At 64.5% G+C, this 20,985-nt stretch carries 22 protein-coding genes; 11 read left to right on the top strand and 11 right to left on the bottom strand.

Annotated elements, in window-relative coordinates; genetic code table 11:
- A partial coding sequence (locus tag AC1DRP_RS06255; RefSeq protein WP_476768099.1) for a flagellar hook assembly protein FlgD occupies positions 1-555 on the top strand: 555 nt, incomplete at its 5' end.
- 104 nt (positions 556-659) lie between these two features.
- Complete coding sequence (gene sciP / locus AC1DRP_RS06250; RefSeq protein ID WP_038359348.1) at positions 660-935, top strand: CtrA inhibitor SciP; 276 nt, start codon at positions 660-662, stop codon at positions 933-935.
- Positions 936-1,019: 84 nt separating this feature from the next.
- Here sciP and AC1DRP_RS06245 read toward each other — a convergent pair whose 3' ends face one another.
- Genes AC1DRP_RS06245 through AC1DRP_RS06235 form a run of 3 tightly spaced genes read right to left on the bottom strand, consistent with a single transcriptional unit; the run spans position 1,020 to position 3,463 of the window.
- A complete protein-coding gene (locus AC1DRP_RS06245; protein WP_476768098.1) occupies positions 1,020-2,855 on the bottom strand; it encodes a carbamoyltransferase family protein in 1,836 nt (611 codons plus the stop codon).
- Between the two features lie 10 nt (positions 2,856-2,865).
- Positions 2,866-3,015 (bottom strand): DUF5989 family protein, encoded by a 150-nt coding sequence (locus AC1DRP_RS06240; protein ID WP_162835449.1) that lies wholly within the window; start codon positions 3,013-3,015, stop codon positions 2,866-2,868.
- Between the two features lie 13 nt (positions 3,016-3,028).
- Positions 3,029-3,463 carry an SxtJ family membrane protein gene (locus AC1DRP_RS06235; protein ID WP_441489570.1) on the bottom strand — a complete coding sequence of 145 codons (435 nt, stop codon included), beginning with the start codon at positions 3,461-3,463 and terminating at the stop codon, positions 3,029-3,031.
- 252 nt (positions 3,464-3,715) lie between these two features.
- On the opposite strand from AC1DRP_RS06235, the gene fliF reads away from it, so the two are divergent.
- The 5 genes from fliF to flbD all read left to right on the top strand — a co-directional run bounded on the left by fliF (position 3,716) and on the right by flbD (position 8,865).
- Positions 3,716-5,392, top strand: a complete 1,677-nt coding sequence (fliF, locus tag AC1DRP_RS06230; protein WP_476768097.1) for a flagellar basal-body MS-ring/collar protein FliF — start codon at positions 3,716-3,718, stop codon at positions 5,390-5,392.
- Between the two features lie 98 nt (positions 5,393-5,490).
- Entirely contained in the window at positions 5,491-6,495 is a 1,005-nt protein-coding gene (gene fliG / locus AC1DRP_RS06225) for a flagellar motor switch protein FliG (RefSeq protein ID WP_476768101.1), read from the top strand.
- Positions 6,496-6,497: 2 nt separating this feature from the next.
- The gene (locus AC1DRP_RS06220; RefSeq protein WP_476768096.1) at positions 6,498-7,109 is read left to right on the top strand and encodes a FliH/SctL family protein; all 612 of its coding nucleotides are present in this window, start codon (positions 6,498-6,500) and stop codon (positions 7,107-7,109) included.
- Positions 7,106-7,456 carry a flagellar motor switch protein FliN gene (gene fliN / locus AC1DRP_RS06215; protein WP_113510893.1) on the top strand — a complete coding sequence of 117 codons (351 nt, stop codon included), beginning with the start codon at positions 7,106-7,108 and terminating at the stop codon, positions 7,454-7,456. Before AC1DRP_RS06220 ends, fliN begins: the two co-directional genes overlap by 4 nt.
- Before the next feature lie 44 nt (positions 7,457-7,500).
- The gene (flbD, locus tag AC1DRP_RS06210; protein ID WP_476768095.1) at positions 7,501-8,865 is read left to right on the top strand and encodes a sigma-54-dependent transcriptional regulator FlbD; all 1,365 of its coding nucleotides are present in this window, start codon (positions 7,501-7,503) and stop codon (positions 8,863-8,865) included.
- A gap of 26 nt (positions 8,866-8,891) precedes the next feature.
- Here flbD and AC1DRP_RS06205 read toward each other — a convergent pair whose 3' ends face one another.
- From AC1DRP_RS06205 to AC1DRP_RS06195, 3 genes are all read right to left on the bottom strand, one after another.
- Positions 8,892-9,218 (bottom strand): hypothetical protein, encoded by a 327-nt coding sequence (locus AC1DRP_RS06205; RefSeq protein WP_476768094.1) that lies wholly within the window; start codon positions 9,216-9,218, stop codon positions 8,892-8,894.
- A 131-nt stretch (positions 9,219-9,349) separates the two neighbouring features.
- Positions 9,350-10,792 carry an MFS transporter gene (locus AC1DRP_RS06200; protein ID WP_441489565.1) on the bottom strand — a complete coding sequence of 481 codons (1,443 nt, stop codon included), beginning with the start codon at positions 10,790-10,792 and terminating at the stop codon, positions 9,350-9,352.
- 94 nt (positions 10,793-10,886) lie between these two features.
- The gene (locus AC1DRP_RS06195; protein WP_476768093.1) at positions 10,887-11,216 is read right to left on the bottom strand and encodes a hypothetical protein; all 330 of its coding nucleotides are present in this window, start codon (positions 11,214-11,216) and stop codon (positions 10,887-10,889) included.
- Positions 11,217-11,504: 288 nt separating this feature from the next.
- On the opposite strand from AC1DRP_RS06195, the gene flhA reads away from it, so the two are divergent.
- Positions 11,505-13,589, top strand: coding sequence for a flagellar biosynthesis protein FlhA (gene flhA / locus AC1DRP_RS06190; protein WP_476768100.1), 2,085 nt, complete (start codon positions 11,505-11,507; stop codon positions 13,587-13,589).
- 7 nt (positions 13,590-13,596) lie between these two features.
- On the opposite strand, the gene AC1DRP_RS06185 is transcribed toward flhA, so the two are convergent.
- Positions 13,597-14,151, bottom strand: coding sequence for a helix-turn-helix domain-containing protein (locus AC1DRP_RS06185; RefSeq protein WP_476768092.1), 555 nt, complete (start codon positions 14,149-14,151; stop codon positions 13,597-13,599).
- Positions 14,152-14,304: 153 nt separating this feature from the next.
- Here AC1DRP_RS06185 and AC1DRP_RS06180 point away from each other — a divergent pair, with 153 nt between their 5' ends.
- Positions 14,305-15,192: a DMT family transporter gene (locus AC1DRP_RS06180; protein WP_476768091.1), complete on the top strand. Its 888-nt coding sequence runs from the start codon at positions 14,305-14,307 to the stop codon at positions 15,190-15,192.
- 61 nt (positions 15,193-15,253) lie between these two features.
- Here the strand turns inward: AC1DRP_RS06180 and AC1DRP_RS06175 are convergent, their stop codons facing one another.
- Complete coding sequence (locus tag AC1DRP_RS06175; RefSeq protein ID WP_441489561.1) at positions 15,254-16,291, bottom strand: lysylphosphatidylglycerol synthase transmembrane domain-containing protein; 1,038 nt, start codon at positions 16,289-16,291, stop codon at positions 15,254-15,256.
- A gap of 150 nt (positions 16,292-16,441) precedes the next feature.
- Entirely contained in the window at positions 16,442-16,825 is a 384-nt protein-coding gene (gene copM / locus AC1DRP_RS06170; protein WP_476768090.1) for a CopM family metallochaperone, read from the bottom strand.
- Positions 16,826-16,925: 100 nt separating this feature from the next.
- On the opposite strand from copM, the gene AC1DRP_RS06165 reads away from it, so the two are divergent.
- Positions 16,926-17,621, top strand: a complete 696-nt coding sequence (locus AC1DRP_RS06165; RefSeq protein WP_476768089.1) for a GNAT family N-acetyltransferase — start codon at positions 16,926-16,928, stop codon at positions 17,619-17,621.
- A gap of 66 nt (positions 17,622-17,687) precedes the next feature.
- Here AC1DRP_RS06165 and fliJ read toward each other — a convergent pair whose 3' ends face one another.
- The gene (gene fliJ / locus AC1DRP_RS06160; protein ID WP_043237924.1) at positions 17,688-18,092 is read right to left on the bottom strand and encodes a flagellar export protein FliJ; all 405 of its coding nucleotides are present in this window, start codon (positions 18,090-18,092) and stop codon (positions 17,688-17,690) included.
- Between the two features lie 241 nt (positions 18,093-18,333).
- Here fliJ and AC1DRP_RS06155 point away from each other — a divergent pair, with 241 nt between their 5' ends.
- Positions 18,334-19,539 carry an MFS transporter gene (locus AC1DRP_RS06155; protein WP_476768088.1) on the top strand — a complete coding sequence of 402 codons (1,206 nt, stop codon included), beginning with the start codon at positions 18,334-18,336 and terminating at the stop codon, positions 19,537-19,539.
- Here AC1DRP_RS06155 and fliI read toward each other — a convergent pair.
- Positions 19,526-20,866 (bottom strand): flagellar protein export ATPase FliI, encoded by a 1,341-nt coding sequence (fliI, locus tag AC1DRP_RS06150; protein ID WP_476768087.1) that lies wholly within the window; start codon positions 20,864-20,866, stop codon positions 19,526-19,528. The two genes, AC1DRP_RS06155 and fliI, sit on opposite strands and share 14 nt — an antisense overlap.
- Positions 20,867-20,985: the final 119 nt, after the last annotated feature.

The following is a 20,985-nucleotide window of genomic DNA, read 5'->3' as shown; positions in this document are numbered from 1 at the left end:
ACCCAGCTCAAGAACCAGAGTCCGCTCGACCCGCTCGACACCAACCAGTTCACGGCGCAGCTCGTGCAGTTCGCCGGCGTCGAGCAGCAACTCAAGACCAACGAGACGTTGGGCTCGCTGCTCGGCCTCAGCGCCGCCAGTACGGCGACCAATGCGGTGGGCTTCATCGGCGCGACTATTACGGCCGAGGGCACGACGGCGCGGCTGAAGGACGGCGCCGCCTCATGGAAGATCAACGCCCCGAGGGGCGGTTCCGCGACCATCACCATCAAGAATTCCACCGGTAGCGTCGTCCAGACCTTGACCAGAAACCTCGATGCGGGCGACCAGACCTACAAGTGGGACGGCAAGACCTCGACCGGCGTGAATGCGCCTGAGGGCGATTACACCATCAGCATCGATGCCAAGGACACCACCGGGCAGGCGATGACCGCCAAGACCCAGATCAGCGGTGTGGTCGACGGCGTCGACTTCACCAGCTCGATCCCGATGCTCAAGATCGGCACCATCAGCGTTCCGATCGACAAGGTGAAGACCGTGGTGCGGGGGCAGTGAGCATTCGTGCCGATACCGAAATCCGCGCTATCGCTTTAGGCAATTCTTAAAGCCGCGGTCTTAAGGTCAACACAACTAGGTCTGTTGAGTTGTGTGAGTGTATCATGACCGAGCCGTTGCGACCGCGGGTGAAGTATGTGATCGGCCCGGACGGAAGTCCGCTGACGATTGCCGATCTTCCGCCAATGAATACGCGCCGCTGGGTCATCCGGCGTAAGGCTGAGGTGGTTGCTGCCGTGCGCGGTGGCCTGCTCAGCCTTGAAGAGGCCTGCCAGCGCTATACCCTGACTGTCGACGAGTTCCTGAGCTGGCAGATGTCGATCGACCAGCACGGGCTCGCCGGGCTGCGCACCACGCGCATCCAGCATTATCGTCAGTAAACCGGTGGAGCGGAGCGCTCGCGCTTTGCCAGATCGGTCCTGTCCGGGCACAAAGGGCGCGCTGCGAGGCGCGCCTTTTGCGTTTCAGTCGAGCTCGAAGGCTTCCTTGTAATCGAGCTTGAGGCCGGGATCCTGCACCTCCTTGCGGAGGATGCAGTTGCCGGCGACGAGGACCTCGATCTCCGACCCCATGAAGCAGCGGAAGGCGTCGGTGGCGTTGCAGATGATGGGCTCGCCGCGCACGTTGAAGCTCGTGTTGACCAGAACCGGGCAGCCGGTCAGATCCTTGAAGCGGCTGAGCAGCGCATGATAGCGCGGGTTGGTATCCTCATGCACCGTCTGGATGCGTGCGGAATAATCGACATGGGTCACGGCCGGAATGTCGGAGCGCGGCACGTTGAGCTTGTCGATGCCGAAGAGGGCCTTCTCGGCTTCGGTCATGTCGCGGCGGCGCTCTTTGCGCACATCGGCGACGAGCAGCATATAGGGCGAGTCCGTATCGAGCTCGAACCAGGTCCCGACATCCTCGCGCAGCACCGATGGCGCGAAGGGGCGGAAGCTCTCGCGGTACTTGACCTTGAGATTCAGCGTCTTCTGCATCGCCGGCGAACGTGGATCACCGAGGATCGAGCGGCCGCCGAGGGCGCGCGGACCGAATTCCATGCGGCCTTGCATCCAGCCGACCGCCTTGCCCTCGGCCAGCGCCTGCGCGGTGGCCTCGATCAGGGCGTCGTCACCAAGAAACTCGAAGCGCGCGCCGGCAGTCGTCAATTCGGCCTCGATCTCGGCTTGCGCGAAGCTGGGGCCGAGATAGCTGCCCAGCATTGAATCCCCGCCGCCTGGATTGAGCCTTCGCGGGTGGCCACCGAAAAGGTGATAGCCGGCAAGCGCTGCGCCAAGCGCCCCGCCAGCATCGCCGGCCGCCGGTTGGATCCAGAGGCCGTCGAAGACACCCTCACGCAGGAGCTTGCCATTGGCGACGCAGTTCAGCGCGACGCCACCCGCCAGGCACAGGTTCTTCTGGCCGGTTTCGGCCCGCACCGAACGGGCGAGGCGGAGCACGATCTCCTCGGTCACCGCCTGGATCGAGGCAGCCATGTCCATGTGAAACTGGGTCAACAACTGTTCGGGCGCACGCACCGGCTGACCAAACAACGCGGCGAAGCGCTCGTTCGTCATGGTCAGGCCGGTGGCGTAGTTGAAATAGCTCTGATCGAGCTGGAAACTGCCGTCCGGCTTCAGATCCACCAGTTTTTCGAGCATCAGGGCAGCGTAGCGCGGCTCGCCATAGGGCGCGAGGCCCATGACCTTGTACTCGCCGGAATTGACCTTGAAGCCGATGTAATAGGTGATGGCCGAATAGAGCAGCCCGAGCGAATGCGGGAAGTGCAGCTCCTTATGGATCTTGAGATCGCTGCCCTTGCCGATGGCGAGCGTCATCGTCGCCCATTCGCCGACGCCATCCATGGTCAGGACGGCCGCGTCCTCGAAAGGTGAGGGGTAGAAGGCCGAGGCCGCGTGCGAGAGATGGTGCTCGGTGAAGAGCAGTTTCTCGGCATCGAAGCCGGGCGCGATCTTGCGCAGTTCCTTGCCGATGATGTGCTTCTGGAACAGCTTTTCACGCAGCCAGAGCGGCATCGCCATGCGGAACGAGCTGAAGCCGCGCGGGGCGAAAGCGAGATAGGTCTCTAGAAGTCGCTCGAACTTGATGAAGGGCTTGTCGTAGAAGACGACCGCGTCGAGTTCGTCCAATCCGCAGCCGGCAACCGAGAGGCAGTACTCGACCGCGCGATGCGGAAAATCGGCATCGTGCTTCTTGCGGGTGAAGCGCTCCTCCTGAGCGGCGGCCGCGATGGTGCCATCGACGACGAGCGCGGCGGCGCTGTCGTGATACAGGCCCGAGATCCCCAGAACGCGCATGCGGGCCCGATCAGAACAGGGTGTAGACGAAGGGCGCCACAGCGCTGCCATGCGTCAGCACGAGCAGGCCGCCGAACAACAGGCTGATCAGCAGGATCGGGATCAGCCAGAACTTCTTCCGGGCCTTCATGAAGCGGAAGAACTCTCTCAGAAACGACATCAGTGCTGTCCCATTAGAATTGATCTTTCATCGAGAGCGGCTCTGGTCCCGGCGGATCGCGGTGGACCCAGTAGCTCGCGACTTCAGGCTTGCGCCGAAGTCTCAGGAAATCCTTGCCGAGAAGCCGGGCCAGCAGGCCGATCGGCGTGAAGACGACGAAGAACAGAAGTCCGAGGACGATCGGGTTGACGACGCTGGCGAGCAGCAGTCCGAAGCGGGTCCACAGCTTGTTCAAAGGTGCGAGCAGCGAAGCGCGCACCAGCGTGATCCCGAGAAAGACCGCGGCGATTCCGGCGAGCCATGGCCACGCTCTGCCGTGGTGCCAGCCATTATAGAGGGCCAGCAGCGCAAACACGCCGGTGAAGACGAACCCGAACGAGCGATCGCTCGATCCCTCGACAGCCCCGTGTCCGGAGCGGAATTCGTGATGCTCGCCTTGGCCTGCCACTCGGTTCTCCTCCGACGTTGCGTGCTGTCTAGACGATAATCGGGGTCGGAGGAAACGGGATTTGCCCGGTCTGGGCTCCTGAACGCCGGCCCGCGAGGCGGGCGACGGCTGCCGAGACACAGGCCCATCAACAGCATTCTTTACAGCCCGCTCCCGGAAATTAACGGGTTGCTAACCATGCACTGGGAAAAACTTGCCTAGTGAGCGGCGTTGCGCGCGTTGCTCTGACGGGGTTGTGAAACGGATGACGGCGTGAACGGGATCGTCGAGCAGTTTACGAAATTCGGAGCGGCCCGGCTGGCGGCGATGCTGGCCGTCACGCTCGCACTCGTCGGCTTCTTCGGCTTCGTCATGCTGAAGATGTCTCAGCCCGCCATGAGCGTGCTGTTTTCGGATCTGTCGACCCAGGATGTGAACGCCATCCTGAAGGATCTCGATACCCGGGGCATCAAATACGAACTGCGCAGCGACGGTCAGACGGTGYTGGTCGCCAAGACGGATGTGCCGCGCCTGCGACTGGACCTTGCCGGCAAGGGCATCCCCTCCGGCGGCGGCGTCGGCTACGAGATCTTCGACAAGGGCGATGCCTTCTCGTCGACCAGCTTCGTCCAGAACATCAACCATCTGCGGGCGCTCGAAGGCGAGCTGTCGCGGACCATCCGCTCGATCGGCCGGGTGCAGGCGGCGCGCGTCCACCTCGTCATCCCGGAGAAGCGCCTGTTCGAGCGTGATCGCGAACCCCCGCGCGCCTCGATCGCGCTGAAGCTCGCAGGCGAACTCGATCCGGCCCAGGTTCGTGCGGTTCGTCACCTCGTGGCCTCCGCCGTCGACGGCCTGAAGCCGGAGCGCGTCTMGATCGTCGACGAGCGTGGCCGGCTGCTGGCCGATGGCGCCCAGGGTGAGCAGGGGCTGGCCGGGCTCGGGCTCGACGAGCGGCAGACCGCGATCGAGAAGCGGATCAAGACACAGATCGAGGACATCGTCGCGAGCATCGTCGGCCAGGGGCGGGCGCGCGTGCAGGTTTCGGCCACGCTCGACAGCAATCGCATCGAGAGCCGGTCCGAGACCTTCGATCCCGAGAGCAAGGTCATCCGGTCCAGCCAGAATCGTACCGAGAATTCCGCCACCAACGAGGCGCAGAACGGCGCCGTCACCGTCGGCAACGAGTTGCCCGGCGCGCAGCAGCAGGGGCAGAACGCCCAGAACCAGCGCGATGTCTCCGCCAAAAACGAAGAGGTGGTGAACTACGAGATCTCGCGCACGACTCGGACCGAGGTCCTCGAGGGTGGGAGGGTCAAGAAGCTCTCCGTCGCGGTGCTGGTCGATGGCAGCTATACCCGTGGCCAGGGCAGCGAGCTCGGCTATCAGCCGCGCAGCCCGGAAGAGCTCGAGCGCATCAACCAGCTGGTTCGCACCGCTGTCGGCTTCGACCAGGCCCGCGGCGACAAGGTCGAGGTCGTCAATCTGCGCTTTGCCGAGGCTCCTCCGGCCGTTGCCGACCTCACCGAGCAGACGATGATGCAACAGCTGATGTCCTTCACCCGGGAGGACGTCATTCGGCTCTTCGAGATGGGCGTCATTTCGCTGCTGACCCTGATCGTGCTGATGGTGGTGGTGCGTCCGCTGCTGAAGCAGGTGCTGGCAAGCGACAAGTCGGTGCGCCCGATCCCGACTTTCATGCGCAACGGCGTGGCAATGATCCAGGACGATGGGACAGGCGACCCTGCGAGCCCGCGGGTCATTGGCCCCAATGGAGAAGTGACGGCCGTCGAGGTCGAGGCGCCGTCTGAGCGGATGCTGGCGATCGCGCAGATCAAGGGCCAGCTCAAGGCGCAGTCGGTCGAGAAGATCGGGGCAATGGTCACGCAGAATCCCGCCGATACGGTCGCGGTGCTGCGCGGCTGGATTCACGAAAAAGCGCCGGCGTGACGGGGCTCTGAGACATGGCAGCAACCCGATCCATCGCGACACGCAATTCCGGAAGCGACGGAGGCGATGCCTCCGACTACGATCCCGCGCCGGTGCCGATGAATTATGCGGGTATGAGCGGGCCGCAGCGGGCTGCCGTCATTCTGCTGGTGCTCGGCGAGGATCACGGCCGACCCATCTGGCAGGAGTTCGACGACGAAGAGATCCGCATCATCACCCGCGCGATGGCCGAGCTCGGAACGGTCGATTCCGACATGGTCGAGCGGCTGATGCTGGATTTCGTCAGCAAGCTCTCAAGCGCGGGCGCGATCACCGGCTCCTTCGACCGCACCATTTCGCTGCTCGAGAAGATCCTGCCCTCCGATCAGGTTGCGCTGATCATGGAGGAGATCCGCGGTCCGGCCGGGCGAAACATGTGGCAGAAGCTCGGCAATATCGACGCTGTCGTGCTCGCGAACTTCCTGAAGAACGAGTATCCGCAAACCATCGCCGTGATCCTGTCGCGCATCCGGCCCGAGCATTCCGCCAATGTCCTGCGCAACCTTCCGAACGAACTTTCGATCGAAGTGGTCGCCCGCATGCTGCGGATGGAGTCGGTGCAGAAGGAAGCGCTCGACCACATCGAGAACACGCTGCGCTCAGAATTCGTCGCGACCCTGACGCAGACGCGCAGGCGTGATCCGCACGAGATGATGGCCGAGATCTTCAATGGCTTCGACCGCCAGACCGAGATCCGTTTCATGTCGGCGCTTGACGAATCCAACCAGGAATCGGCCACGCGTATCCGCGCCCTGATGTTCACCTTCGAGGATCTCGCCAAGCTTGATCAGGCCGGGCTGCAGACCCTGATGCGGCAGGTCGACAAGGATGTGCTGGCCCGGGCCCTGAAGGGCGCCAGCGAGGACATGCGCGCCTTCTTCTTCGGCGCCATGTCGCAGCGCGCCGCCAAGAACATGCAGGACGACATGCAAAGCCTCGGGCCGCTCCGGCTGAAGGAGGYCGATGAGGCCCAAACCAAGATGGTGACCCTGACGAAGGACCTTGCCGACAAGGGCGAGATCGTTCTGTCCAAGGGCAATTCCGAAGACGAGTTGGTCTACTGACGATGAGCTCCGCCAAGAAATTCATGTTCGGAACCGATTTTCGCGAGGGCAATCGGCGTGCCGTCAGCGAAGCGGATCTGGCGGCGGCGCGCTCGGAAGGGTTTGCCGCCGGGCAGGAGCAGGGCCGGCGCGAGGCCGACGCGCAGCTGAACGGGCTGCTTGCCCATCTCGTGCGATCGGTCGAGCGCCTGCTCGTCGAGGAGGACAAGCGTGCCTTCGCCATCGAGGAACAGGCCGCCCAGGTCGCCATCGTGACGGCGCAGACCCTCGCCGGCGCGGCCTTGGCCGAGCGGCCGCTCGCGAGGATCGAAGCTGTGGTGCGCGAATGCCTGAGCCACGCCCGTCTCGCCCCGCATCTGGTGGTGCGTGTCCACGAGAGCGCGGTCGAGACGATGGAGAGCATGCTCGCGGGGCTCGCCCGCGAAACCGGCTTTGCCGGCCGCCTCGTCGTCCTGGGGCAATCCGATATCGGGCCGGGTGATGGCCGCATCGAATGGGCCGATGGCGGCATGGCCATCGACAGCGCCTTGATCGGGCAGAAGGTCGAAGAGGCCGTGCGCAGCATCTTCGGCCATATGCCCCAGTCCAACGCCACCCAGGGAGGATCGCTATGAGCCAGGAGAACGATCTGAACCTGCCACCGCTGAGCCCGGCCGATCTCTCATTCGACCACAACGCGGCCTCTGTCGCTCGCTCCGGGCCCGTTCCGATCAAGACCGCCGAGGATCTCGAACAGGTCTTCGACGTTCCCGTCACGGTCTCTGCCGTGCTCGGCTCCTCGCGGATCGCGGTCGGCGATCTGCTTCAGATCGGACCGGGGGCGGTGCTTGAGCTCGACCGGCGCGTCGGCGAGGCGATCGATATCTTCGTCAATGAGCGCCTGGTTGCGCGCGGCGAGGTCGTCGTCGTCGAGGATCGCCTGGGCGTCACGATGACCGAAATCATCAAGGCCGACCGGTGATGTTCGCCCGGCCTGTTACGCATTCATCCGGAAAGGCCTGAGCCATGCGCCTCATCATTGTCGGCGGTCTCAAGGGACAGATCATCGCTGCGGCCAAGATCGCCATCTCGCATGGCGCCGCCGTGACCCATACTGACGGCCTCGATCAGACCCTGGCGGTGTTGCGCGCCAAGGGCGCCGACCTGCTGATGATCGATGTCGCCCAGCCGATCGCGCAGTTTGTCGCGGCTTTGGAGAGCGAGCGCATCCGCACGCCGATCGTTGCCTGCGGTACCTCGACCGATGCCCGTGCGGCAGTTGCCGCGATCCAGGCCGGCGCGCGCGAATATGTGCCGCTGCCGCCTGATCCGGAGCTGATCGCGGCGGTGCTGGAAGCCGTCGCTGCCGACCAGTCCAGCCTGATCTGGCGTGATCCGGCCATGGAGCGCGTGGTGCAGCTCGCCGGCCAGATTGCGCGCTCGGAGGCGCCTGTTCTGGTGACCGGCGAGAGCGGCACCGGCAAGGAGGTCATTGCACGCCACCTGCATCAGAAGTCGCTGCGCAAGGACAAGCCCTTCGTTGCCGTGAATTGCGCGGCAATTCCCGACAATCTGCTGGAATCGGAACTGTTCGGCCATGAGAAGGGCGCCTTTACCGGTGCGATCGCGCGGYGCATCGGAAAGTTCGAGGAGGCTCATGGCGGCACACTCCTGCTCGACGAGATTTCCGAGATGGATGTCCGCCTGCAGGCGAAACTGCTGCGCGCGCTTCAGGAACGGATGATCGACCGCGTCGGCGGCTCGCAGCCTGTGAAGGTCGATCTCCGGATCATCGCGACCTCGAACCGGAATCTCGGCGAAGCGGTTCGCGAAGGCTCCTTTCGCGAAGACCTGTTCTATCGCCTGAACGTMGTGCATCTGCGGCTTCCCGCCTTGCGCGAGCGGCCGGGCGATATCCTTGTGTTGGCGGATCATTTCGCCAAGAAATATGCCGAGATCAACGGTATGCCCCTGCGTCCGATCGCGGCCGATGCCCGCAAGGCACTGTTGGCTAATGGCTGGCGAGGCAATGTGCGGGAGCTCGAGAACACGGTTCACCGCGCGGTCCTGCTGGCCCAGGGCACGGAGATCGGACCTGATGCGATGGTGACCCCGGAAGGCGAGTCGCTGGGCCCGTCGTCAGGCCACGATGTTGCGAGCCGTGTCGTTCAGACCGCCGAGGCCGTGACGCGCGGCCTGGTGGGCCGGACCGTTGCTGATGTCGAGCGCGACCTCATCCTGGATACGCTGGACCACTGTCTCGGAAACCGCACGCATGCGGCCAAGATCCTCGGAATCTCGATCCGCACGCTCCGCAACAAGCTCGGCGAATATACCTCTGCCGGTATTGCGGTTGCCGAGCCGGGACAGGCGCGCGTCAGCGTCGCCTGACCCGGGGGGCAATCCCGAAGAGAGGGTCAGTAATAGTACCGACGGCGGTAATAGGGGCGATAATACCGCGGGCGGTAATAATACCGAGGGCGATAATACCGCGGTCGATAATAGTATCTCGGGCGGTAATAGGGGCGGCGATACCCATAATAGCGCCGCCTGTAATAATAACTGTACCCGGCGTCCGCCTTGTCCAGCGCTTCGCTGGCTTCGGCGGCAAGCTTGCCTTCATCCTCGGCCGGTTCAGGGGTGGGAATGAGCTTGGGCTCGGCCGCTGCGGCGCCAGCCATCCCGCCAAGGCTGGCCATAGCCATGCCGCCGAACAGGGTCATCATGAACGAACGTCTATCCACGGCGTCCTCCAGACAGGGTTTCGGCCACCCTTTCGGCATCCCCGAAATGGTGCCAGATGATAACGCTTGTCGCAGCGCATTGTTCCAACCGATCGCGCTCCCTTCCGCCTCGGCCAGGTCGTCCGGCGGGCTCAATCCGCGGCATTCAAGGGCCGGGCGACGCTTTCCAGCGGTCGGCGTTCAGCCCTGACTGCGTAGAGCGCTGCAATGACGGCAGCAGCCAGCATCAGGGCCGCGCCAAACAGGTAGCCGCCGAAGACGCTTGCCCGCGATCCGGTGTCGATCAGTGCACCGAACAGCCAGGGGCCGGCAATGCCACCCGCGCCGGTGCCGATGGCGTAGAAGACCGCGATGGCAAGCGCGCGCATCTCGACGGGGAACGTCTCGCTGACCGTCAGATAGGCCGAACTTGCGGCGGCGGATGCGAAGAAGAACACGACGCTCCAGCACAGCGTGAGCTGGGAGGCCGTCACCAGATTACGCGCGAACAGATAGCCGGTGCCGGCCAGCAGAAGCGCTGACAGAGCATAGGTCGTCGCGATCATGGTGCGCCGGCCCAGCGTATCGAAGAGACGCCCGATCAGGAGCGGACCCAGGAAATTGCCGGCGGCGAAGGGCAGGATGAACCAACCGATCAGATGCGAAGGCACCTGGTAGAAATCGGTCAGGATCAACGCGTAGGTGAAGAAGATCGCATTGTAGAAGAAGGCCTGCGCGACCATCAGCGCCAGCCCGACGAGCGCTCGCTGGCGATGCGTCACGAAGAGGGAATGAAAGACCTCGCCAAGTGGCGTCGCCGGTCGTGGTCGCAGGCGGATCTGCGCCAGGCCTTCACTGGCGCTGTAGCTGACGCCGGCTTGCGTCTCGATGCGGGTCACGATCGCGGCCGCCTCCTCCGCGCGGCCATGGCTGATCAGCCAGCGCGGGCTTTCGGGGATCCAGCGCCGCAGGATGAGAATGATCAGGCCAAGCGCCGCGCCGATGAAGAAGGCGAGCCGCCAGCCGAGTTCGGGATTGATAGTGGCCGGGTCGAGCAGGACGATCGCTCCGATGGCGCCCAAGGCTGCGCCGACCCAGAACGAGCCGTTGATGACGAGATCGACCCATCCGCGCACGCGCGCCGGCACCAGCTCCTGAATGGTCGAGTTGATCGCGGTGTATTCACCGCCGATCCCCATACCGGTGAAGAAGCGGAAGATCAGGAAGCTCGTGACGCTCCATGAGAACGCCGTCGCGGCCGTGGCTGCGAGATAGACGAGTACGGTGATGCTGAAGAGGCGCTTGCGGCCGAGCCTGTCGGTCAACCAGCCGAAGAACAGGGCGCCGAATACGGCGCCGGCGATATAGGCGGCACCGGCAAGGCCGATTTCCGTATTGGTGAAGCGGAGCGCCGGACTTTCTTTCAGTGCCCCCGAGACCGAGCCGGCAAGGGTCACTTCCAGCCCATCCAGGATCCAGGTGATCCCGAGAGCCACCACGACCAGCGTGTGAAAGCGCGACCATGGCAGGCGATCGAGCCGGGCCGGGATATCAGTCGCGATGACCGCGGGCAGAGCCGCTTCGTGCGGCGACATGGCGATCCTCCCTCATCGTCTGGCGTGCCTCATGGCTTCGCCTCATACGAAGAAGGCGGCACCCTTCGGCACCGCCTTCCCCAAATCCTGCGTCTCAGCGCACGAGCACATTCCGGCGCACCACCACGGGGCGGCGATAGCGCGGGGCGGGGCGGCGCACGACTACACGCTCGCGTACCACGACCGGACGCCGGTAAGCCGGACGAGGCCGCCGAACGACGGTGCGTTCGCGGACCACCACCTGACTGAAATCGGCATCGGCACGGTCAAGCGCGGCCTTGGTTGCGGCATTCAATTCGTTGGCAGGCAATATCTCCGGCGTCGGGGTGGTCTTGCCCGTCGCTGCCTGGGCAATGGCGGTTCCGCCAAGGCCGGCCGCTGCGAGGCCACCGAAAAGGCTCAAAACAAAGGAGCGTCTATCCACGAATATCTCCAATCAAGTCGGCCGGAAAAGCCAGTATGTCGACCCCGCTCGCGAGTTGTTCGGTCGAATGGGGCCAGAACGCGGCAGTTCAATAACGATCCATTCAGGAAGGGGTTCCACGGCCCGATTTTCTGGTCGGCTTAACCATTCATTCACCATGAACCCGGCAAGAATTGCCGGGTATCGTCGCGGAAGCTGGAGGGGCATGGTTGCCTGACGGCCGCGTCGCGACGGGGAGTGGACTGGTCGATGACGGATGTAGCGGCGGGCGCCGGTGGCGGTTTCAAGATGCCCAGCGGCGGCGCCATGGGGAATTTCCTCAACCGGCCCGACCTGTTCCTCGCCATCGGCGTCATGGGCATCCTCGTGGTGCTCATCTTCCCGCTGCCGGCACTGCTGCTCGACCTGCTCCTGGCCTTGTCGATCATCCTGTCCGTACTGGTGCTGATGACGGCGCTCTTCATCGAGGAGCCGCTGGAATTCTCGGCTTTTCCGACAGTGCTGCTGATCGTCACGATGCTGCGGCTGGCGCTCAATCTCGCCTCGACGCGCCTGATCCTCGCTCACGGCCACGAAGGCAGTGCCGCCGCTGGCCACGTCATCGAAGCCTTCGGCAATTTCGTGATGAGCGGCAATTTCGTGATCGGGGTGATCGTCTTCACCATCCTGATCATCGTCAATTTCGTGGTCATCACCAAAGGTTCGGGCCGCATCGCCGAAGTTGCGGCGCGCTTCGCCCTGGATGCCATGCCCGGCAAGCAGATGGCGATCGACGCCGATCTCTCGGCCGGTCTCATCGATCAGGACGTCGCCAAGGAGCGCCGCAAGGCGCTGGAGGACGAGGCCAACTTCTTCGGTTCGATGGACGGTGCCTCGAAATTCGTGCGCGGCGACGCCATCGCCGGCTTGCTCATCACCTTCATCAACGTCCTCGGCGGCATCATCATCGGCGTCGCGCAGCAGGGCATGGGCTTCGGGGATGCGGCGCGCGCCTATACGCAGCTGACCGTCGGCGATGGCCTCGTCAGCCAGATTCCGGCCCTGATCGTCTCGACGGCGGCCGGCCTTCTGGTCTCCAAGTCAGGCGTGCGCGGCGCCGCCGACAAGGCGCTCGGCAGGCAGCTCTCAGGGTACCCGAAGGCGCTCGGCATGTCGGCGGCGGTAATGCTGCTGATCGCAATCCTGCCCGGTATCCCGATGCTGCCCTTCCTGCTGCTCGCCGGTGGTTCGGCCTGGCTCGCGCGCCATTTCGGTCAGATCGCCAAGGCACGGGAAGTTCAGGTGGCGGAGGCTGCGCAGGCTGCATCGCCGCTTGCCGCCGATGGCACGCCGAAGGAGGAGACGCTCAACGATCTGCTCAAGCTCGACGAGCTCAAGATCGAGATCGGCTACGGGCTGCTGCCGCTGGTCAACGCGGCGGGCGGGCAGGATCGGCTGACCGATCAGGTCCGGGCACTGCGCCGCCAGCTCGCTGCCGAGCTCGGTTTCGTGATGCCGGCGGTGCGCATCGTCGACAACGTCCAGCTCGAAGCGAACCACTACTACATCAAGATCAAGGAGATCGATGCGGGGCACGGCATCGTCTATGCCGGCCAGTTCATGGCCATGGACCCGATGGGCGGCAGCGTGAATCTGCCCGGCCACAACGTGCTGGAGCCGACCTTCGGCCTGCCTGCCACCTGGATCGACGCGTCACTGCAGGATGAGGCGCAGCTGCGCGGCTTCACCGTGGTCGATGCCGCCACGGTGATCTCGACGCATCTGACCGAAGTGCTGAAGTCGCATATGCCGGAGCTGCTCTCGCATGGCGAAGTGCAGAAACTGCTGCGCGAATTGCCCAAGGACCATGCCGACCTCGTCAAGGAGATCGTGCCGAGCCAGATCTCGACCACGGGAATCCAGCGCGTGCTGCAGCTGCTGCTCGCGGAGCGCATCTCGATCCGCGATCTCGCCACCGTCGTCGAAGGCATCGCCGAAGTCGCCGGCGGTATCAAGAACCCGCGCGACATCGCCGAACATGTCCGGGTGCGGCTGGCCCGGCAGATCTGTGCCCAGTTCTCGAACCAGCAGGGGCATTTGCCGATCATCACGCTCTCGCCGGCCTGGGAGAGCATCTTTGCCGAGTCGATCGTCGGCCAGGGTGAGGACCGGCATCTGGCCATGCAGCCCTCGCGCCTGCAGGAATTCGTGCATCAGGTCCGCGACAAGTTCGAGGACGCGGCGCGTATCGGCGAGATGCCGGCGCTGGTCACCTCCGGCATGGCACGACCGTTCGTGCGCCAGATCATCGAGCGCTTCCGCCGCGAGACACCCGTGCTGTCGCAGGGGGAAATCCATCCCCGCGTCCGGCTGAAGACGGTTGGAAGCGTCTGAGCCGGCTTCAGCGGCGCACGACGACAACGAGATAGCGCACCGGTTCCGGTCCGGGATTGCAGAAGCTGCAATCTCTGGGCGGGCCGAGTTCAAGACAGTCACCGGCCTGCAGCCGCTTCATCGTCTCGCCTTCGCGAAAGTCGAGCATGCCGGACTGCACCCAGATCTGCTGCCTGATGAACGCGTAGGAGCTTGCGGGATACGAGATGCGTGCACTGGGCGGCAACTCGGCATCGACCAGCTCGATGCCCGCTTCGCCAGCCGGCGAAATGGCGCGCCGAGTGAAGCCGGTTTCGGGATCGCGCCAGAATGGTTGATCCGCGCAGCGTCGGAGAAACTCGCTCGGCGTCTCGGCTCGCGCCAGAAGGTTCGACAAGGTCAACCCGAAGGCGCCGGAAAGCCGGCCGAGGAGGACAGCGGTCGGGCTCGCTTCTCCCCGCTCGATCTTGCTGATCATCGCGCGGGACACCCCGGATTTGTCGGCGAGATCGCTCAGGCTCCAGCCGCGGCTTTCCCGCTCGATGCGCATGCGTTCGGCAAGCCTTGACGTCAAATCGTCCATTATCATAGCGTTGATTCTTCTATAGTAGATCGTTCAGAGTGCAACCCATGACAGACGGCGCGGAAGCGCAGGACGCCCGCTTGCGTCGCGCCCCTGCAGCCGTCGCCAATCCGGCATTGGCCCTGCCGTTTCCGCATCGCTAAGGACCGGGGCATGTCGCGCAACGCCTTTTACTTCGCCCTGATGTGTCTGGTCTGGGGGCTGACCTTCCTGCCGGTCAAGATCGGCTCGGCCCATGTTCCGCCGATCTTCCTTGCAGCGGCACGGTTCTCGATCGCTGGTGTCCTGATGCTGCTCTGGGCCGGGCGCGATCTTCTCGCCGTTCCACCCGCAGCGCGGCGGCGCCTGCTGATCACCGCACTCCTGGTGAATACCGGCAACTACACCTTCCTGTTCTGGGGGACCGCGCATGCACCGTCGGGGCTCGCCGCCATCGTCAATCTCGCGACGATCCCGATCTATACGCTGATCGCGAGCCGCTTGATCGAGGGGCAGCGGATCACCGGCCAGCGCATCGCGGCCATCGTGCTTGGGCTCATCGGGCTTTGTTTTCTGTTCGCGACGCGCGCCTCCAGCGGCTGGAGCGCGGCGCATGGCGATCCGATGGAGATCTGGGGGCTGGCGGCCGTGGCCTTTGGCACGTTGCTCTACTGCTTCGGCGCCGTGTTGACGCGGCGGATCGCCGGCACCATGCCGACGCTGACATTGGCCGGCTGGCAGACGGTCATTGGTGCGCTCGGCCTTGCGGCCGTCTCGTTCGCTGTCGAGCCCGTCACGCTTGCTGATATGCGCGCGCTCGGAGAGTGGCCGGTCTGGCCCGCCGTTGCCGTCCTGGTGATTGGCGGCTCGCTGATCGGCTTCACCATCTACATGCGGCTGCTGCGCGACTGGGGCGCCTTCCATGCCGGGCTCTATGCCTTCGTCAGCCCGGCCATCGCTGTCACAGCCGGAGTTGTCGTGCTGCACGAGCCATTCGGCCTGTCCGAGGCAATCGGCGCGGTGTTGATGTTCGGCGCAGCTGCGATCGCGCTCAGACGCTGAGGCCATGGTCTAGCGCCTGATGCTACCCGAAAGCCGGTTCCCGCGTTCGGCATCATGCTTGTCAGGGAGGGGGTGCGATGCGGGTGTTCTTCCTGAGCTGGCTGCGCTCGAAGGCCAGCACGATCGGCAGCGAAATCACCAGCGGCAGGATCAGGTAGAACAGCCGCCAGATCAGCAGGGCCGCAAAGACAGCCGGTGCCGGCACGCCCGGCATGACCGCGAGGAAGACCGCTTCCATCACGCCGACCCCGCCCGGTACCTGGCTGAGCAGCCCGGCCGAGAAGGAAAGGAGGAAGGCGCCGAGCACGATGAAGAAGCCGGGGTTTCCCTGATCGGGCAGCGCGAAATAGATGATGCCGGCGGCACCCATCAGTTCCAGAGGCGCAGCGAGATATTGCCGCGCAACGACCGGCAGCCGGGGATAGATCAACTCGAACTTGCCGATCTTGAGCGGCCTGAACTTCAGCCAGGAGCCGACCGTGTAGAGCCCGACGAAGGCGAGCAGCCCGAAGCCGATCAGCCGGGCAGTCGCATCGCCGAGGGTGAACCAGTGGGAAAGCCGGCCGAGCGGGCGCAGGATCTGAGGCTCCCCGATCAGGACGAGCCCAAGCAGCAGAATGGTTCCGAAGGCGAAGGTGAAGGAGCAGAGCGCCACCAGAACCGCGACATCGGCCGTTGTTAGGCCCTTCGCGGTATAGGCGCGGAACCGGACCATGCCGCCCGAGAAGACCGAGGCGCCGATATTGTGCGAGAGCGCATAGGTCACGAAGGAACAAAGCGCGATATAGGGCCAGGAGATGCCCTTCTCCTTGCCGAGATGGATCAAGGCAATGCGGTCATACCAGGCCAGCGCAGCGTAAGCGACGAGCGTTGCGAGGGCTGCGTGCAGGAAGGCGTCCGGGGAGATCAAGGCGATCTTCTGGCCGATGCCGGCCGCAATGATCTTGATGTTTTGCCAGAGGGTTCCTTGCTCCAGCAATGCCTGGACGGCGGCATCCGTGCCGGCCTCGGCCTTGAGCTTGTCCCAGAGCAACTCGACCGACCAGACGACCGCGACGAGACCGATGAGCGGCCAGAGATAGTCGAGATAGCGTTTCATGAAACCGGCAGGCTGCGAGGAGGCGTCGAAGGCGGTGTCGCGGCGCGCAGGGGAAGGCCTGGGAAGCCGGCCGGAGCGAACCTTCGCCTGTGTGCCAGCGAGGGAGGGCGAGGGCAAGCGGCGTTGCCCGCGCCAGGCCGCACGGACGGCCTATTTTCCGTTTTTCTTCAGCCAGTCCCGCATGAAGGCGATCTCCTTCTCCTGGGCGGAGATGACCTCAGTGKCCAGCTTCTTGATTTCCGGGTCCTTGCCATGAGCAAGCACGACCTTGGYCATGTCGATGGCGCCCTGATGATGCGGAATCATGCCACGCACGAAATCGGCATCGGCGTCGCCGGTGAAGGAGGTCGCCATGTCCTTGTGCATCTTGTCATTGACCGCCTTGTAGGCGGCTGTCGCCGGCGTGTCCGCGACGCCGGTCGCCGAGCCCTGYATGGCGCCGTGACCCTGGTGCTGCTGCGCAACGGCGACACCGCCCAGTGCCGCGATGCCGAAGAGAGCGGCGGCGAGCTTCAGCTTTACACGTCTGGTCATCGAAAAGAATCCTCATTCGTTTGAAGCGGCGCGCCACAGCTTCTCCAGGTGGGAATGGGCCATGCACCGTACGAACTGATCTTTCACCCGGGATCATGTCATGATCGCGGCGATATCCGGCAGCCTCGACGGCGCAGGCTTCGAGCGTCTGCCTCACGGCCAACGTACCGCAGACAGGATCATGAGCGACAGCATTCCCATCAGCCTGACCGGCATCACCGACCTTCCGCCCGGCAAGATCGCGGCGATCGTCACATCTCTCGAGATGTTTGCGCCGCCGGCCAAGCGGGCCGATCCGCCCGGCCTTTCGGGCTTCTCCCTCGAGCCGATCGGGAGAGACGATGTCACGCGCTATCTCGCGATCTACCGTGTGCTCGGTGAGCGCTGGATGTGGTTCAGCCGGCTGGTCAAGCCCGTGGCGGAGATCGAGGCGATCCTGGCGGATCCAGCCGTCGAGTTCTTCGCCGTTCGGGCCGATGGCCGCGACGTTGGATTGCTGGAGCTTGATTTCCGCGTGGCGGAAGAGGGAGAGCTCAGCTTTTTCGGGCTGGACGAAACCGTGCTGGGCCGCGGAGCCGGCCGCTGGTTGATGAATCGGGCGCTGGAACGGGCCTGGGCCCAGCCGATTTCGCGCTTCTGGGTACACACCTGCACGCTCGATCATCAGAGCGCCCCGGAATTCTATCAGCGCTCGGGGTTCACGGTCTTCAAGCGCAGCGTCGAGGTCGACGATGATCCGCGGCTGGCAGGGCATATGCCGCGCGACTCCGTGCGGCATCATCCGGTGATCGAATGAAAAAGGGGGGCGGGAGGCTAACGGCCTCCCGCCCCTTTTTCGTGCAAGATCCCTGAAGCCAGACGGTCAGGCGCGTGAGCGCAGCCCGATCGAATCCATCATCGACTGGTCGCGCGCTGCTTCGGCGGCCCGCTCGGAAGCACGCTCGCGATCGTCGAGAATCTCGACCTTCTTCATGTCCTCGAAGGCTTCCTGAAGCTCGGCCTTGGCCTCGTCGAGCTGGCCCTTCAGATTATCCGCCGACTGCCGCAGGTTGTCGCGGCGCCCGAGCGCTGCCTTGGCATAGGTCGGGTAGGCGAAATGAGCAGGGTCGGAGATACCGGCCCGTGTCTCCTCGCTCTGGATCTCACGATCCAGATCGGTCGCCATGCGATGGAAATCCGCAATCATCATCTCAATCTGGCTTACCCGGCGACGCTTTTCGTCCACCTGGAAGCGTTTGAGACGCAAGAGGGTCTCTCGCGACTTCATGTCGTGTCCAACTCCTGGTTACGCATGGCGGCTCCCCGACCCCTCGGTTCGCCGCCGGAACTTGATCCGCGAGACGAAAAGGACAATGGCGCAAGGAGGTTGACCGTTTCTTACCGAGGCCGCCCGCTTTCGACGCATATTGAGCCCGCGTCGCTGCTGCTGCCGTACGCTGTGTGTCCCCTATAGAGTCTGCGCAGTTATCAGGGCGTTCGCCCGTCTTTCCCTCCCGGATCGCCTTCCCTTGCTCGCCTCATCACGCCTTCCGGAGCACTGGCCGCTGCTCTGCGGCCTCGCTCTCACCCGCATTATCGGCTGGGGATCGACCTATTACGCGCCGTCGGTCCTTGCCGCCTATCTCGATCGAGATCTCGGGATGAGCGGGGAGATCGTCTTCGGAGGCATCACCATCCTGCTCGTGACCGGTGCGGTGGTCGCGCCAATGGTCGGGCGACATCTCGATCGTCGCGGAACGCGGCGTGCCATGTGTGTCGGGGCCATCATCTGCGCACTGGGCTTGGCCTTGCTCGCGGCGGCACAGGGGCCGATCAGCTATCTCGCGACCTGGTTCGTCATCGGTATCGGTCACTCGCTGACGCTCGCCAATGTCGGCAATGTCACGGTCGCGCAACTGATGGGCGCGCGAACACGACGCGTCATCGGCGTGATGATGCTTGCCACGGGCCTTGCCTCGAGCGTGTTCTGGCCGTTGTCCGCAGCCCTCTGCGCTGCCTATGGCTGGCGTGTGGCCCTCTTGATCTTTGCCGCGATCCAGATCGTGATCGTGCTTCCGATCCATCTCGCCATCCCAGTGACGCCCCCTCATGCGCCCGCTGCCGGCCCGGCAGCGGCGGCTCTGCCTGCCGATGAGGGCAGGGTGACCCCGCAAGAGCGTCGCCCGATCTTCTGGCTGCTGGCCTTTGCCTTTTCGGCAAGCGGGCTGGTCTCCTGGGGGCTGCCCCTCCATCTCATCGGCCTACTGCAGAGTTCCGGACTGACCAGTGCGACGGCCGTTACGATCGCCTCGCTCGGCGGGCTTGCAACGCTCGTGGCCCGTCTGGTCGACGTCCTGGCCGGGGAACGCTTCGCTGTCGAGCGTGTGGCCTTGGTCGGCCTTGTGCTCGGGCCGCTCTCCTGCCTCTACATGGCGCTGGCGTCAGGGACCGCGCTTTCCGCCATCGGCTTTGTCGCCGCCTTCAATGCTGCCATGGGCGTCATTTCCGTGGCACGCGCCACCTTGCCGCTTTCGCTGTTCGGCCGGCGTGGCTTTGCGACCATGCTCGGGCGGCTGACGGTTCCGCAGAACCTGACTTTCGCAGCCGCGCCGCTGCTCTTTGCGGTGATGATCGAGCGCTTTGGCAGCAGCGCGGCGCTGATGATCTCGGCGGTGATCCAGACCGGCGCGCTGGTGGCGATGCTGATCCTGGTGCGCCGCGTCAGCTCGCCATGATGGCTGCGAGCCGGGCGTAGCCTTCCCCCAGTGACGTCGCCTCGTCCTTGGCCTGTTTCAGGAAGGCTTCGAGCTGAGGGTTGAGGCGGATGGCCTCGTCGACCTCTGCCGATGCGCCCTGGCGATAGGCGCCAAGCCGGATCAGCTCCTCCATGTCGGAATAGGTCGCGAGTGTCGCGCGGGCCTTCTGGACGACGGGATAGTAGGGGGGGGCGCAGGAGCGCGGCATGGTGCGCGACACGGATTTCAGCACGTTGATTGCCGGGTAGCGCCCACGCTCGGCAATGGAGCGTTCCATGACGATATGGCCGTCGAGAATGCCGCGCACCGCGTCGGCGACAGGTTCGTCATGGTCTCCACCATCGACCAGCACGGTGAACAGACCGGTGATGGCACCTTCGCCGATGCCAGGACCGGCGCGTTCGAGCAGGCGCGGCAACTCGGCGAAGACGGTCGGCGTATAGCCCTTGGTGGTTGGCGGCTCGCCGGCGGCAAGGCCGATCTCGCGCATCGCCATGGCAAAGCGCGTGACCGAGTCCATCAGGCACATCACCTGCGCGCCCTGGTCGCGGAAGTACTCGGCCAAGGTGAGGGTGGTGAGAGCGGCCTGCTTGCGCATCAGCGCCGGCTCGTCGGAGGTGGCGACCACGACCACGGAGCGCGCCAGGCCTTCCGGGCCGAGGTCGTCCTGCAGAAACTCCTGGACCTCGCGGCCGCGCTCGCCGACGAGCCCGATGATGTTGACATCGGCGCGTGCGTAGCGGGCCAGCATGGAAAGAAGAACCGATTTGCCGACGCCCGAGCCGGCGAAGATGCCCATGCGCTGGCCAAGGCAGCAGGTCAGGAAGGCGTTGAGGGCGCGGACGCCGAGATCGAGCGGGGAGCCGACGCGGCGGCGTGCATGCGCGGGGGGCGGGTCGGCGCGGAAGGCGCAAAGATGTTCTCCCTGAGGCAGGGGCGGGCCGCCGTCCACAGGTCTTCCGAGCGCATCGACAACCCGGCCGAGCCAGGCATTGGTCGGCCGGATGCCCGGGGCTGCCTTGTCCACATAGGCGGGGCAGCCGCGGCGGACTCCGTCGAGGCCGCCATAGGGCATCACCAGCGCCTTTTCGCCGGAAAAGCCRATCACTTCGCAGGGGACACGCGTTCCCGGCGCGATCTCGATCTCGATGCGTCCGCCAAGGCTCATGGCGCCGATCGGTCCGGAGACCTCGACCATCAGGCCACGCACGCCCGTCACCCGGCCGAATGTCGTTACCGCATCGAGGTTACCGATTGTGGCGGCGAGGTCGGATAACCTGTCTATACCGTGCTTTGCGCCGCTCATTCCCCGTCCCGTCAATCTTTCATTTACCTCTGTGATTAACACTGTGCATCGAGGCTGTGTCGTGTTGCAGGGGCTTTTTGTCCCTGTTCCTCGGAACAGTCCTCCGCGAAAGGCGATTT

This window comes from Allobosea sp. 01N443 (assembly GCF_056399325.1).
This window is presented reverse-complemented; position numbering and strand designations above follow the sequence as displayed.

Bases quoted from the DNA above. Each gene is read 5' to 3' on its own strand.
- flhA (WP_476768100.1), top strand. From the start codon at position 11,505: ATGCCCAGCGGCGGCGCCATGGGGAATTTCCTCAACCGGCCCGACCTG.
- AC1DRP_RS06220 (WP_476768096.1), top strand. From the start codon at position 6,498: ATGAGCTCCGCCAAGAAATTCATGTTCGGAACCGATTTTCGCGAGGGC.
- fliN (WP_113510893.1), top strand. From the start codon at position 7,106: ATGAGCCAGGAGAACGATCTGAACCTGCCACCGCTGAGCCCGGCCGAT.
- AC1DRP_RS06200 (WP_441489565.1), bottom strand. From the start codon at position 10,792: ATGTCGCCGCACGAAGCGGCTCTGCCCGCGGTCATCGCGACTGATATC.
- AC1DRP_RS06175 (WP_441489561.1), bottom strand. From the start codon at position 16,291: ATGAAACGCTATCTCGACTATCTCTGGCCGCTCATCGGTCTCGTCGCG.
- AC1DRP_RS06180 (WP_476768091.1), top strand. From the start codon at position 14,305: ATGTCGCGCAACGCCTTTTACTTCGCCCTGATGTGTCTGGTCTGGGGG.
- sciP (WP_038359348.1), top strand. From the start codon at position 660: ATGACCGAGCCGTTGCGACCGCGGGTGAAGTATGTGATCGGCCCGGAC.
- AC1DRP_RS06165 (WP_476768089.1), top strand. From the start codon at position 16,926: ATGATCGCGGCGATATCCGGCAGCCTCGACGGCGCAGGCTTCGAGCGT.
- fliJ (WP_043237924.1), bottom strand. From the start codon at position 18,092: ATGAAGTCGCGAGAGACCCTCTTGCGTCTCAAACGCTTCCAGGTGGAC.
- AC1DRP_RS06185 (WP_476768092.1), bottom strand. From the start codon at position 14,151: ATGGACGATTTGACGTCAAGGCTTGCCGAACGCATGCGCATCGAGCGG.
- AC1DRP_RS06240 (WP_162835449.1), bottom strand. From the start codon at position 3,015: ATGTCGTTTCTGAGAGAGTTCTTCCGCTTCATGAAGGCCCGGAAGAAG.
- AC1DRP_RS06245 (WP_476768098.1), bottom strand. From the start codon at position 2,855: ATGCGCGTTCTGGGGATCTCGGGCCTGTATCACGACAGCGCCGCCGCG.